Origin of the sequence: Pedobacter riviphilus (genome assembly GCF_014692875.1) — a bacterium.
GTDB lineage: Bacteria > Bacteroidota > Bacteroidia > Sphingobacteriales > Sphingobacteriaceae > Pedobacter > Pedobacter riviphilus.
Map to the genome: position 1 here is coordinate 5,093,490 of NZ_CP061171.1, position 14,078 is coordinate 5,107,567.

At 39.8% G+C, this 14,078-nt stretch carries 10 protein-coding genes; 8 read left to right on the top strand and 2 right to left on the bottom strand.

Annotation, left to right across the window (positions count from 1 at the left end):
• The first annotated feature begins 3 nt into the window (after positions 1-3).
• Positions 4-1,848 carry a RagB/SusD family nutrient uptake outer membrane protein gene (locus H9N25_RS20955; protein WP_190327118.1) on the top strand — a complete coding sequence of 615 codons (1,845 nt, stop codon included), beginning with the start codon at positions 4-6 and terminating at the stop codon, positions 1,846-1,848.
• A gap of 67 nt (positions 1,849-1,915) precedes the next feature.
• Here the strand turns inward: H9N25_RS20955 and H9N25_RS20960 are convergent, their stop codons facing one another.
• Positions 1,916-3,748, bottom strand: a complete 1,833-nt coding sequence (locus H9N25_RS20960) for an outer membrane protein assembly factor BamB family protein (RefSeq protein WP_190327119.1) — start codon at positions 3,746-3,748, stop codon at positions 1,916-1,918.
• A 377-nt stretch (positions 3,749-4,125) separates the two neighbouring features.
• On the opposite strand from H9N25_RS20960, the gene H9N25_RS20965 reads away from it, so the two are divergent.
• The 4 genes from H9N25_RS20965 (at position 4,126) to H9N25_RS20980 (ending at position 9,500) form a co-directional block, all read left to right on the top strand.
• Entirely contained in the window at positions 4,126-5,046 is a 921-nt protein-coding gene (locus tag H9N25_RS20965; RefSeq protein ID WP_190327120.1) for a TonB-dependent receptor plug domain-containing protein, read from the top strand.
• Positions 5,047-5,249: 203 nt separating this feature from the next.
• The gene (locus H9N25_RS20970) at positions 5,250-7,169 is read left to right on the top strand and encodes a SusC/RagA family TonB-linked outer membrane protein (protein ID WP_190327121.1); all 1,920 of its coding nucleotides are present in this window, start codon (positions 5,250-5,252) and stop codon (positions 7,167-7,169) included.
• 10 nt (positions 7,170-7,179) lie between these two features.
• Entirely contained in the window at positions 7,180-8,775 is a 1,596-nt protein-coding gene (locus H9N25_RS20975; protein ID WP_167296040.1) for a SusD/RagB family nutrient-binding outer membrane lipoprotein, read from the top strand.
• 56 nt (positions 8,776-8,831) lie between these two features.
• Entirely contained in the window at positions 8,832-9,500 is a 669-nt protein-coding gene (locus tag H9N25_RS20980) for an N-acetylmuramoyl-L-alanine amidase (protein WP_208398978.1), read from the top strand.
• An 18-nt stretch (positions 9,501-9,518) separates the two neighbouring features.
• On the opposite strand, the gene H9N25_RS20985 is transcribed toward H9N25_RS20980, so the two are convergent.
• The gene (locus H9N25_RS20985; protein ID WP_167296041.1) at positions 9,519-10,121 is read right to left on the bottom strand and encodes a porin family protein; all 603 of its coding nucleotides are present in this window, start codon (positions 10,119-10,121) and stop codon (positions 9,519-9,521) included.
• Positions 10,122-10,381: 260 nt separating this feature from the next.
• Between H9N25_RS20985 and H9N25_RS20990 the strand changes: the two genes are divergently transcribed.
• From H9N25_RS20990 to H9N25_RS21000, 3 genes are all read left to right on the top strand, one after another.
• A complete protein-coding gene (locus H9N25_RS20990) occupies positions 10,382-10,597 on the top strand; it encodes a hypothetical protein (RefSeq protein WP_010599278.1) in 216 nt (71 codons plus the stop codon).
• 178 nt (positions 10,598-10,775) lie between these two features.
• A complete protein-coding gene (locus tag H9N25_RS20995) occupies positions 10,776-12,467 on the top strand; it encodes a S41 family peptidase (protein ID WP_167296042.1) in 1,692 nt (563 codons plus the stop codon).
• Between the two features lie 28 nt (positions 12,468-12,495).
• Positions 12,496-13,821 (top strand): alpha-L-fucosidase, encoded by a 1,326-nt coding sequence (locus H9N25_RS21000; protein ID WP_190327122.1) that lies wholly within the window; start codon positions 12,496-12,498, stop codon positions 13,819-13,821.
• Positions 13,822-14,078: the final 257 nt, after the last annotated feature.

Here is a 14,078-nt window from a genome sequence, read left to right on the forward strand (position 1 = left end):
AAGATGAAATATTTTAAATACATATATGGCTTGCCAATTATGGCCGCCCTATTTCTGGTATCTTGTAATAAGGACGTTTTAGATCGCACGCCACTAACATCATATATAGATGGGCAATACTGGCGCGGTGAGGATGATATCCGCATGTATGCCAATAGTTATTATACTAATTACTTTAATGGATACAACTCGGGCTTTGGTGTAGATTATGCGCCAGTAAGGGGTTATACCTTCTCTGATGATTTAACAGGTAAAAATGCGCAAACCAGTTTTGAAAGTAGTGTGCCTACAACAAGGGGCTCTGTTTCTGAAGCTGCCGATTGGTTAGGTACCTATGCAGGTCCAACATGGGATTTCGCTTGGGTTAGAAAATCAAATGTAATGTTGGCCCGTTTAAACGACGTTGCAAAGCCAAAAATTACTACCGAAGCTTATAACCACTGGACAGCGGTAGCCCGTTTTTTCAGGGGTTTTGAATATAGCCGTTTGGTTAGTGTTTTTGGCGATGTACCTTATTTTGATAAAGAGGTTTTTGATACCGATCTGCCAACTTTATATAAAGATAGAGATGCAAGGGGTGTGGTGATGGATAAGGTGTACGATGATTTTAAATATGTAATGGCTAACATGCGAGATAATGATGGAGCGCAGTTCCTGAATAAATATATCGCTGCGGCATTTATTTCGAGGTTTATGTTGTTCGAAGGGACGTATGAACATTACCATGGCTTAGACGCAGCAAGAGCCAAAAAATATTTAGAGTTTGCTGTGGAAGCAGGCGATTATGTGATTAATAGCAACAAATTTAATTTCACACGCGATTTTAAGTCATTGTTTTCAAGTGATAATTTAGCCGGGCATCCAGAAGTGTTGTTGTATAGAACTTATGATGCGGCTCTAGCTGTTACGCACAGTATCGGTTCGTACCAAAATGGAACTGAGGTTGTTGGAGTGGATGCCAATTTGGTTTTAATAAAATCTTTCTTGCTTAACGATGGTAAAGTATGGCAAAACTCTGCTGTTACCGGAGCAAATTCATTTACAATTGCTGATCTGGTAAAAACAAGAGATCCACGTTTCGAAGCATCATTTTATGATAAAGCCCTGGTTCCTTCAGCAACTTTGCTTTATGGTTTTAAATTTGCATCAAGAGAGGCCTTAACTTATATCGGTAAAACTTATCCGGCTGCTTGGGGCAGCAACACCAACACCAGCGATGCGCCAGTAATGAGATTAGCGGAAGTTGTGTTAAACTGGATAGAAGCCAAAGCCGTATTGGCGCAATATTATGCTGGGGCGGCCATCACGCAGTCTGATCTGAATAAATCAATAAATGCTATTAGGAACCGCCCGCTTGATGCTGCCGCCGTTGCAAAAGGGGTGTTAAAAACGGCTCCATTAACATTAGGAGCGCTCCCTCTTGATCCGGCTAAAGATGCAGACATACCAGATCTGATCTGGGAAATCCGCAGAGAGCGCCGCATGGAGTTTGTTTTTGAACATACCCGTTTATTGGATTTGAAACGCTGGAAAAAACTTAATAATATGGATTTTAGTACCAATCCTGATTATTTCCTAGGGCCATGGGTAAATGTACAGGCTGAGGCGCCGAGTTATTTAACCGCTGCAAATGCAACCGCACGTAACGTTAAGGTAAGAAAAGCTGATGGTACCATTGTTACTTATGATGGTACAAATGCAGCAGCCATGGTAGGTTATTGGATGGTTACCAATGCGGCAAATAGAAATGCATTTACGGATCGGGCATATTTAGCACCGGTAGGGCAAGCTCAGATTATTCAATATCAAGAAAAGGGTTATAAGCTTACACAAACCCCAGGTTGGTAATGTTTTAAGTAATTATAAATACGAAAAACCTCCTCGAATTAATTTTTGAGGAGATTTTTTTCTACTTTTAGTTTGTTTTTAACCAAACCACTTTACCATCCATAGTACTCACAAGGATGTTTTTACCTTCGATTACATTCACCGTATTGATCATCGAGTTATCTATTTTGTGCGCCCAAACGGTGCTTTGTTGTTTAGGGTCAATTGCATAAACAACGCCGTTTTTTGTTCCAAAAAACACCTTTCCGTCTTTTTCTATCAGCATTGATGGTGTGTGCTCATATCCAAAGCCTACATTATAGCGCCATAAAATGCCCGGATCTTTTGCCTGTGCTTTATAGGCCACAATCTCATCCTGCATGGTTTTTCCGTAAATGATGGTACTATCTGCAGATTGGCCGATCGATTCGCGAACCGTAGCTTCTTTGTTCCGCCACAGTGTACTGCCATTTTTTACATCAATAGCTGTTAAATAACGATCGGGGGCTGCAATATAAACAATACCCTGGTAGGCAACAGGCGTTACCATAGCCGGCGAAAACATCCGGTTTGCCTGGCCGTTATTCCATTTCCAAAGCAGATTTCCTGTATTGATATCGAGTGCGTAAAGATGTCTGCCCCACGATCCAAAAATAATTTTATTTTGATAAATAAGCGGTTTGCCTACGATAGAACCCTCAACTTCATTGAATGCCCAGATTTCTTTCCCTGTTTTAATATCCAGTGCCCTAAAGGTACTATCGCTGCCACCTATGTATACCTGTTGCCCACTAACTATCGGCGAACCTAATACCGAATTAGTTGTTTCTTTATGCCAGATTTCTTTTCCAGTTTTTGCACTTAATGCGTAAATAAAGCCGTCACCTGAACCGAAGATAACCATATTGCCAACAGCAACCGGTGATGAATAGATCGCACCTTTGGTTTTAAATGTCCATACTTTCCTTCCGGTATTCTTGTTTAATGACTCAATTAAACCCAAACTGTTTCCAAAAATAACATTGTTCGAAGTGTAGGTTGGTGTATTCACTACGTTGGCGTTAGAGTGGTAAGTCCAAACTTCTTTCGTGCCCGGATATTTATTGTTGATTGCAAAATCAGGGCGATTATATTTTTTTGAATCAGCCTGAAAAGTTTTTAGTGCAATTTTTCGCCATACAGGAAGAATTTCCTGTGTTGGTTTTTTGACCTGAAAAAACACAGTGTCTTTGGTCATGGTTACAATGTTGTATCCTCCAATACTATCTTTTGCCCGTAAATTAGAACGGCCCATTGTGGCTTCAATGCCCTCAAAATTATAAGGGTGATTGTTATGCCCGTGCCCGCAAATGGCATATTGGATATTGTACTTCTTTAAACGGTCGGTCGCTTCATACCAATTGTCTAAACTATTATCTAAAGGATAGTGGTTGGCAAAAACAATGGGCATGTTTTTAGGGGAAGCTTTAAGTACACTGTCTAACCAAACTGTGGCATCCCTTGGAATATGTCCGTCACTCATCCGTACATAAGGCCCCGATGCGCAGGCGATAAAACGGTAACCATTATGATCAAAAATAAACTTATCACTACCAAACTCTTTGATGAAACTCACACCTCCTGATTCCGACCAACCCGTGTCGTGATTACCTGGAATAATATGAAAGGGTTTGTTCAATTTGGCGAGGATGTCTTTTGCGAGTTTAAGTTCATTATTGGTACCCATTTCGGTAATATCACCGGTAATAATTACAAAATCGATGTCTTTTAATGCGTTAATGTCTGCAACAGTTCTGTTAAGATCTTCTTCGCCTGTTGACGATCCAACGTGGGTATCGGTTACAAAAGCATATTTAAAATTTTGGGCTTTTACAGAGAGCGAGAACAGGACAGCAAACAGTAAAAGAATGGGATATTTCATTTGTTTTTCGTTAAATTGTTTAACTATAAAAATCGGATTTTTTTAAGGTTAAAACAGAGCTGTAATACCAATATTACATGTTTATAAAGGTGTTGTTGGATTAAGAATTAGATTAAACGGGGGGCTAAATTCAAGCAATTCACCATTGGTAATGACGCCTTTTTATTTCCAGGATTTAGAGGTATTCTGATAAACTGTTTGTCCTAAGTTGATTTTGTTGAACGTGTTTATCTATTTGAGCCATCACCAAGCTTTATGTAAAAAGGCTGAGATGGTTTCTTTTGATAAGAAAATATTCTTGATATTTAAGATAACTGAGTGTTAATCTGTCTTTTTTGTATTAATTCATCATTTTCTAATCCTAATTAATCAATTTTATGAAGAAAAAACTACTATTCTTGTTTCTGGGAGTGTGTTTTTGGGTTGGGCAGGTATTCGCCCAGCAAGTCACCATTTCCGGTAAAGTAACATCAGCAGATGACGGTACGCCGTTGCCTGGTGTTTCTGTAAAGGTTAAAGGATCTACAGCCGGAATCAGCACTGATTCTGACGGGCGTTATACCATTAAAGCCACAAGCGATCAGGTTTTGATTTTTGTATATATCGGTTCGATAACCGAAGAACGTCATATTGGAGATAACAGGGTAATCAATGTTCAGCTAAAGCAAGATGCTAAAACGCTAAATGAGGTAGCCATAACTGCATTTGGGGTTAAGCAGGAGGTAAGAAGCTTAGGTTTCTCTACCCAGAACGTTAAAGCCAAAGAAATTGTCGATTCGCAACAGCCCAATCTGGTTAACGCGATGCAGGGAAAGGTAGCTGGTGTTCAAATTACCAATTCAAGTGGTGCACCTGGCTCTTCTGCAAATATTATGATCAGGGGAGGAAGTTCGCTGAGTGGAAACAACCAGCCACTTTTTGTGGTTGATGGTATTCCTGTTGACAATACTACGCCGGTAAGTCAGGCAGGGCTTGCAGCCAGTACTGCTCCGGCATCAAACCGCGCCATCGATATTAATCCTGAAGATATTGAGTCGTTAACAGTACTAAAAGGTCCCGCTGCTGCTGCACTTTATGGAATCAGGGCTGCCTCGGGTGCCATTGTAATTACCACCAAAAAAGGTTCTGGCGGCGCGGCAAAAATTACTTATCAGAATACTTTTTCGTTAGACAATGTAAATCAGTTACCAGAGTTGCAGGGTAAATATAAACAGGGCGAGGCTGGTAATTTCAGCGCAACTGCACCAAACTCCTGGGGCCCGAATTTGCAGCTAATGAAACGGTTTACGATAATCTGAAAAATTTCTTTAAAACCGCTTTCTCCCAAAGTCATGATCTTTCGGTAAGCGGAAGCTCTGAAAAGAGTACTTTTTATACCTCTGCATCACTTTTAGATCAGGGATCAATTGTAGATAATTCTGATTTTAGAAGAAAATCATTCAGGATTAATGCCGACACCAAAATTGGCGAAAAACTTACCGTAGGTGGTTCGGCCAACTATGTGCGTACCGATCGTACTTCGGTGCCGCAAGGGAGTGCAAATGGCACTATGGGTGCGTTATATTGGCCACGTAATGATGATATGACCAATTATTTGAACCCGAATGGCTCGCAAAGGGTTTTCCCGGGAGGTAATGATAACCCTTACTGGACCATCCAGAACAAGCCGATTACCAGCGGCATTAACCGTTTTATAGGAATAGCAAATATCAACTACAATCCCTTTAGTTTTCTAAATTTAACCTATCGCCTGGGTACTGATTTATACACCGAGAATTTTAAGGCGGTACGCATGCCCGGTACTTTAGAAGCTGATGCACTTAAAGGAGCTATCGGTCAAAACACCAACACTAATCAGATCACCACCTCAACTTTTATTGCTACAGCAAAGAAAACTTTCTGGGATGATTACAATTTCAGCCTGGCTATTGGCAATAATATCGAAAATACAAGGGTGCAAACCTTAACGGCTAATGCCATCAATTTTATAGATCCAACTTTTCCAAGTATTAACAACACTGTCGCTACCGATAGGTCTGTTTCTGAAACCCTAAACCGTAGAAGAATTGTAGGCGTATTTGGTGATTTTAATTTCGACTGGAAAAACATCATTTATGTAAACCTAAGGGCACGAAACGACTGGACATCAACTATTCCGGTTGGCGATAATGCTTTTTTTTATCCGGCTATAAGTACTTCTGTTGTTTTAACGGATTTATTGAAAGAACTTAAACTGAAGTCGGATGATCAGATTTTTTCATATGGAAAAATCAGAGCGGCCTATTCCAATGTTGGTAAAGATGCACCGCCACATGTAACTACCACATCACTTGCTGCGGTTACCAACACTTTCACCATCAATCCTCGTGGTTTTATTACCAATGCCAATAATCCATTTGGTAACCCGATGCTGGTGCCAGAGTTTACCAGAGCATTTGAAGTGGGAGCAGATTTAAGGTTTGTTAAAAACCGCTTCGGGATCGATTTTACTTATTACAGAAGTAAATCAGATAACCAGATTTTAGCAACCAGGGTTCCGCCATCGGCAGGAGCTTTTCTTACCTACTTAAATGGTGGGGCCATCCAGAATAAAGGAATTGAGGTGGTGCTGAATGCACAGGCCATTGTTAAAAAAGATTTCAAGTGGACAATAGATATCAACTTTGCCCATAACAAGTCCATTGTGAAAGAGCTTCCGGGAGCTTTAGATCGGGTAGAGCTATCTGATGCCTGGGTAGCTGCCAATGTAGCTCAGGGAGCAGGATTCTTAAATGGAAGTTTATTTGGTATTAATGGTAATGTTTGGAAGCGGAATGCTCAGGGGCAGTTATTACTCGGTAATAATGGTTATCCACAGGTGCAAGTCGCCTATGCTAATATTGGAGACCGTAATCCTGATTTTACTTCAGGCATCACCAATACCTTTAACTATAAAAATTTTGCTTTATCCTTTATGGTTGATATCCGGGTAGGCGGAGATGTATTCAACGCAACTGAAAATTCATTGGTCCGTTCCGGTCTAAGCACAAAAACTTTAGATCGTGGGTCTAAAGTTTTTGATGGTATTATAGAATCTACCGGATTGCCAAGTACTCTGTCAGTCCCACTAAATCAAAATTATTACCAAACTATTTACGCTAGTCAAGGATATGATTTTGTTGAAGATGGCAGCTGGTATAGATTAAGGTATGCAACTTTAACGTATAACATGCCAAGCAGTTTTTTAGCTAAAACCAAACTTAAAGGTCTGGCATTTACAGTAACAGGTAGAAACCTGATCTTGATTACCAAATATTCGGGAGTAGACCCTGAGGTTTCGGGCAGTGGTGCAGGCGTTGGTGGATCGGGTTCTTTTGGGTTCGATAACCTTGGTATTCCTGCTACACGTGGAATAGATATGGGTTTAAGATTAACTTTTTAATTGCATCGTCATGAAAAATAAAATAATAATAGCATCATTAATCAGTGGTATGTTTTTAAATACCTCTTGTAAGAAGTACCTTGATGTAAATAAAGATCCAAATAATCCTACAAAAATTTCGGCTGCGAGCCGTCTGGTGGGCGCTATCACCACATCAAACGGTGCCGCGCTGTGGAGGGGCACGAGAGAAGTATCAGGGCTTGTGCAGTACGGAACAACTAAATTGCTTACTGGTACTAATCGTAACGCAGAACAATGGCGTTTTACAGCCAGTTATTTTCTTTGGCAAAACGCCTACGTATATACTATGCCCAATTGTGTCGATGTGATCAATCTGGGTGAAGAGGAAGGAAGTCCTTACTTTGTTGGCGCAGGTAAAACGTTGCTGGCTATGAATTTTGGCCTGCTTACCGACCAATACGGTTCGATTGTGGTTGATGATTATTACGATGGCAAAACCCAGTTAAATTTGCTGCCTAAAATGCAACAACAACAAGAAGTTTACCAACGTATTGATAAATTGCTGGATGAAGCAATTGTTGCTTTTAATAGTACAACAAATGCTACTGGACTTAATGCCAGCGGTGGTGACATTATGTTTCAGGGAGATGTAAGCAAATGGAAAAGATTTGCCTGGGCGTTAAAAGCCAGATATCTGAACCATTTATCTAAAAAGGGCGCATTATACAATCCTGCAAAAATTATTGAGGCCTGTAGCAATGCCTTTAATGCCGATGGAATGGATGCGCAGTTTGCTTATTTATCAGGAGGCATCCAAACTGATGAAAACCCATGGTACAGCTGGGGTGGTTTTGTGCTTACCACAACAGATCCAAATAATGCGCTTTACGATCCACGTTATTTTGCCTGGAGCCAATTCTTTGTTAATATGCTATCATCGTTTCCGGTTACCAATACCACTTTTCAAGATCCAAGGATAAGCCGGATTATGCAGCCTGCGGCTTCAGACGGGCAGTACCGTGGGTTAAAAGCCGGTGCTGGCTTGGCGGGCGGTCAAGGGTTGTTGGCCAACGGACAGGCAGGTGATGCCACTAAAACAAATGGGAATGATTATGGCCGTTTTAGTAATAGTGGATTTTATACCAAACAAACCTCGCCTATCCCTTTCATCACTTATTCTGAAATTAAACTGATTGAAGCAGAAGCTAAGCTGCGTTCTAATGATGTTGCTGGTGCACTCGCCGCTTACGAAGAAGGTGTTAAAGCCAATATGCGTAAACTAGGGGTTACCGCAACCGAAATTAATACTTATTGGACTGCACAGTTGGCGGATGGGCTTGTGGCACACTTTACAAACCTTACCCAAGGTTTAAGCCACATTATGCGTCAAAAGTATATTACACTATGCTTAAATCCTGAAACCTGGGTTGATATGCGCAGATCTGATTTTAGTCAGGCAATTTATGGGCCATCTTTAATTCGCCCGTTAAACCTGAATACGGTTGTTTTTGATGCCAATAATGCAAACCAATGGATTAGGGGAATGGTTTATGAAACGAACGAACAAACCCGTAATCCAGGAGCTGTGGGCGACAATTCGGAGAAATACCGCTTGCTAACACCGCTTTGGTGGGACACTAATTAATGACGATACGCTTGAAAATCCTCTTTTCGGGGATTTTCTTTTTTAATTCGATTTCGATGAAAATTAAACAACTACTTTTTTTATCCTTTGCAATGGCTTTAATTGTTGGTTGTGCCAAACCGACCTTCCGGACATTCTATAAACCCATCATATTCGACGATCAGCGTAAACAGCTCAGTATCGAGTACCTGCAAGTTCGGCACGGCATTAAACAGGATAATGCGGTTATTAAACCGGTTATGGTAGTATTGCATTGGACAGCCATACCAAGTTTGGAGAAAACATTTGACGCTTTTAATAACCCAACTTTACCAGAAGCCAGAAAGGCGATATCTACAGCCGGAACGCTAAATGTATCAAGTCAATACCTTATCGATCGTGATGGAACCATATTTCGGTTAATGCCCGATTCTATATTTGCAAGACACGTGATCGGCTTAAACTATTGTGCAATAGGGGTAGAAAATGTGGGGAGCGAAAGTGCACCCTTAACAAAGAAACAGCTGCTGGCTAATGAAAACCTGGTGAGGTACCTGAAAACCAAATACCCTATCGAATATGTAATTGGGCACTACGAGTACAGGCAATTTATTGGAACGGGTTTATGGAAAGAAAGTGATCCGAACTATCTTACCGAGAAAACAGACCCTGGTAAGTCTTTTATGAAACGGATCAGAAATAGATTAAAAGACCTGAATTTAAAAGGAGCGCCAGAGAAAAAATAACCTGGCGCATTTTAATCCTTACAAAATTTTGAATCCTAAACTCAATTGAAATAAATTAGGTTTTTGGCTGTATTTTTCACTTTTACTAATGTTTGATAGGCCAGCTTCGTAGCGCAAATCAACCGAAATGCTGCCTACATCTACGCCTGCACCTGCCTGTAAACCCAATGCCTGGTTTTTATAGTTACTAAAATCGGTTGCCTGTTGGTAAGCCGAACTAAAAGTCGAGTTTTCATCCAGGATAAACGAAATAACCGGACCCGCCATCAACCTGAAGTTTAAATTTTTAGCACCAAATTTTGTTCCCAATAAAACTGGAACATCTAAAGTGGTAAATTTTACTTTTCCTTCAGCCTGAACTTCATTTCCATTATCCTGTGTAAAGCTGATAAACTTGTTGCCTTTACTTCCAATGTATGCTTCGGGCTGTACATAAAAGCTAGCACCGCCAATACGTGCCCAAGCGCCAATCTGATAGCCTAAACGGTTTTCTTCACTTGCGAAATCTGCGTTTAACTTGGCTAAGTTAACACCAGCTTTCACACCGAGATTAAACGTTTGTGCCTGTGATGTTGCCCAACCCAAGGTTAGGAAAACAATAGAGAAGATGATTTTTTTCATGTTGTTTAATTTGCTTTTTTTTAAGGTTAGTGATTCCATAAATTCCTCAAAATGCCATTTTAGCGCACTCTTCAGGTTCTGGTTTCATTTTTTAAAATTTACACAATGTGGGTTTTACACCTGATTAAGTTTTATAACGCAGTTTTAACACAATTATCGTGCAATTAGAATTCGCGAATCTCCACTTTTTTTATCACATCACATAAAAAGGTATCAACCTGAACAAATATTTTTTACTTTTGCATCAAATAAAATATGCCATGGCTAATTTTCAACTTACTTCTGAAACTGCATTTAAAGTAAAAACTAAATTTTTAAGAAAATACCGCGATCTGGCGAACGAGCCTTTAGAATTTACACCTGGCAAAGAAGATCAATTGGTTGAAGATTTAATGCGTTTGGTAAAACGCGACCGTACCTACATCGAATTTACCATTCAAAAAGCGCTTGCCGATACTAAGGGGAACAGACTTTAGTAAATCTTTCTCTTGTTTTTCTTTTTAGCGTAACGCTTAATTTACGCTTAGCTCAAATATGCTGTTTTTAATATTTATCGGTTTTTGTACATTTACGTTTGTACTTAATCAATAATAATCTTCCAAAAAGAGCAGTATTTCATTTAACTTGCCCTTCGGAATTAAAATATATAAGGGAATGAAGAAACTAAAATATGGTCTTTTAGCAGCTGGCTTTGGGGTGGCTGTTTTATCCTTTTCTTTTAAAGAAGATTTGTTCCTGGTATCTAAAAACCTCGATATTTTTGCTTCACTCTATAAAGAAATCAATATCAATTATGTTGATGATACCAACGCCCCTCAATTGATGAAAACGGGGATCGATGCCATGTTGGATAGTTTAGACCCTTATACCGAATATGTTCCCGAATCGGAAATTGAAGATTACAAGTTGAAATATGTAAGCACACAGTACGGAGGTATTGGTGCCAGCACTGTTTTTATCGACGGGAAACTGTTTATTAACGATATCAGTGAAGGTTATCCGGCAAATAAAAGCGAGCTTAAAGCAGGAGATCAGGTGGTAAGCATAAACGGAATCGCAGTAAAAGGTAAAGACCGACAAGAAATTAGCCAGTTGTTGCGTGGCCCTAAAGGAACACCGGTTGATTTGCTGATGGTTAGAGATGGCAAAGAAATTACTAAAAAACTCGTGCGCGATGAAATAAAACAGCCTAACGTTTCTTACTCTGGAATGGTTGGCGATGGAATCGGTTATATTAAGCTTGATAAATTTCTGGAAAATTCTGGACAGGAAGTCAAAGATGCCCTGTTGGCCATTCAAAAAGAAAATCCAAAAGGTGTTGTTTTAGATTTAAGAAACAATGGTGGTGGTATTTTGCAGGAAGCAGTTAAAATTGTAAACCTCTTTGTGAATAAAGATCAACTTATTGTAACCCAAAAAGGTAAAAATGCAGAGAAAACCATTGCCTATAAAACACTTTTAACCCCGGTTTCTACTTCCGTTCCGCTGGTGGTGCTCGTAAATGGAAATTCGGCCTCGGCCTCAGAAATTGTTGCTGGTTCTCTGCAGGATTTAGACCGTGCTATTGTGATTGGGCAGCGTAGCTACGGTAAGGGTTTGGTTCAGCAAACCTTCAACCTGCCTTATAACAGTTTGGTTAAAGTAACCGTGGCTAAATATTACACCCCTTCAGGCAGGTGTATCCAGAAACTGGATTATGCACATAAAAATGCCGAAGGTGTAGCCGAACGTTTTGCCGATTCTACCATGGTTATGTACCAAACCAAAGCAGGCAGAAATGTATACAGCGGCAATGGTGTTTACCCCGATATTGTGGTAGATGCTGCCAAGTTAAGTCCGATTACGATTTCGATGATCAATAAAAACCTTTTCTTTAATTATGCAAATCAATACAGGAAAGAAAAACCAACATTAGCTTCGGCTAAAAACTTCCAGTTATCTGATGCAGATTATGCCTCATTTTCTAGCAGCCTTGCCGATAAAGACCTGTCTTATCAAAGCCGTACAGAAAGATTGCTTTCTGACTTGCGGGCAGAGGCTGAAAAGGAAAATAAATCTGCAGAAGTTAAAACCGATCTGGAGAATCTTAAATATAAACTTACCTCATCTAAAAAAACTGATTTGGTTAGCCATAAAGCAGAAATTAAAAGGGTTTTGGAAACACAGATTGTAAGCCGTTATTTTTACGAGAAAGGAAGAATTGAGCAGAGCTTCCAGTACGATAAAGAATTGGCTGCAGCGAAAAACCTTTTTACCAATCAATCGCAAATCCTGGCCATTTTAAAAGGCGATGGAAATTATAAGGTGATTGGAAAACCCACCAAAGCCACCGCATCAATAGACTAAAACCTAACCAAACGATACCACCATCCTTATGAAGAAATTATCACTAATATGCCTTGTGCTATTAATTGCCTTACAGTTAAAAGCACAGGATTATACCCCTACTGCATCTAACTTAAAACAAAGAGCATGGTTTAATGATGCACGATTTGGCTTATTTATCCACTGGGGGCCGTTTAGTATACCAGGGAGCGGCGAATGGGTAATGAACGAACGAAAGTTGAATGTTCATAATTATACCAACCTAAAAGATTTTTTCAACCCTGTTGAGTTTAATGCCGAACAATGGGTGAGTATGGCGAAGAATGCCGGAATGAAGTACATTACGCTGATTACCCGGCACCACGATGGCTTTAGTATGTGGGATACCAAATATTCTGATTTCAATATCATGAATACGCCCTACAAAAAAGATATTGTAAAACTGATGGCCGATGAGTGCCATAAACAAGGCATTAAACTATATCTGTATTATTCACTGTTAGATTGGCGTAGAGAAGATTATCCGCATGAAACTGGACGGACGGGGCAGAACTCGGGCAGGACCGGCAAAGGCGATTATGCCAGTTATTTGCAGTTTATGAAAAACCAATTAACCGAGCTTTTAACCAATTATGGCGAAATAGGTGGAATCTGGTTCGACGGGCATTGGGATCAAACCGAACCAGAGGGATCAAAAGACAGGACCTCGCGGATTGACTGGAAATACAATGAAATTTATGGTTTAATCCACAAACTTCAGCCACAGTGTATGATTGGGAATAACCATCACCTTAGCCCCTTTGCAGGAGAAGATTTTCAAATGTTCGAACGCGATCTTCCGGGCGAGAATAAATCAGGTTTAAGCTTTCAAAAGGCATCAGATAAATTACCGCTCGAAACCTGCGAAACCATTTCAAATTCGTGGGGATATAATTTGAGCGATACCTATTACAAATCGAATAAAGAACTGGTTCACATGTTGGTTAAAGCCGCCAGTTTGGGTTCCAATCTTTTACTAAACATTGGTCCGATGCCGAGCGGTAAAATTCAGCCAGAGTTTCAAGACCGTTTGGCAGGCCTGGGCAATTGGCTTAAAATTTATGGTGAAAGCATTTATGGTACAAAAGCAGGATTTATTAAACCACAAACCTGGGGTAGCATTACGCAAAATGATAACAAAATTTTTATCCATATTTTAGACGAAAAAACGACATCCCTGGATTTGGAAAACGTTCCCGTTAAGAAAATTAAAAAGGCATATTTACTAAAAGACAAAAGTCCAGTAAACTATACCTTTAAAAAAGCAAAATTATCCATTACTACGACTTTAAACACTACAGAACCTGATCAGGTGATTGTTTTGGAGATTGGGTAAGTGAACGTTTATATAGGCTGTCATCCTAAACGTAGTGAAGAATCTTTCCGAATTTCAATTAAAAGAGTCGTCATTACGAGGTACGAAGCAATCTTAATGCGTTCGCTGTTAGCGATAGTTGTAAGATTGCTTCGCTGGCTGAAAAAGCCTTCTCGCAATGACGATCTCTCTCGTTCAAAAGCCTATATCTTCCTATAATTTACTAAATTCAATGCTTTTATTTAATTTTAGCACAATTCTTCCCTATTTATGAGAAA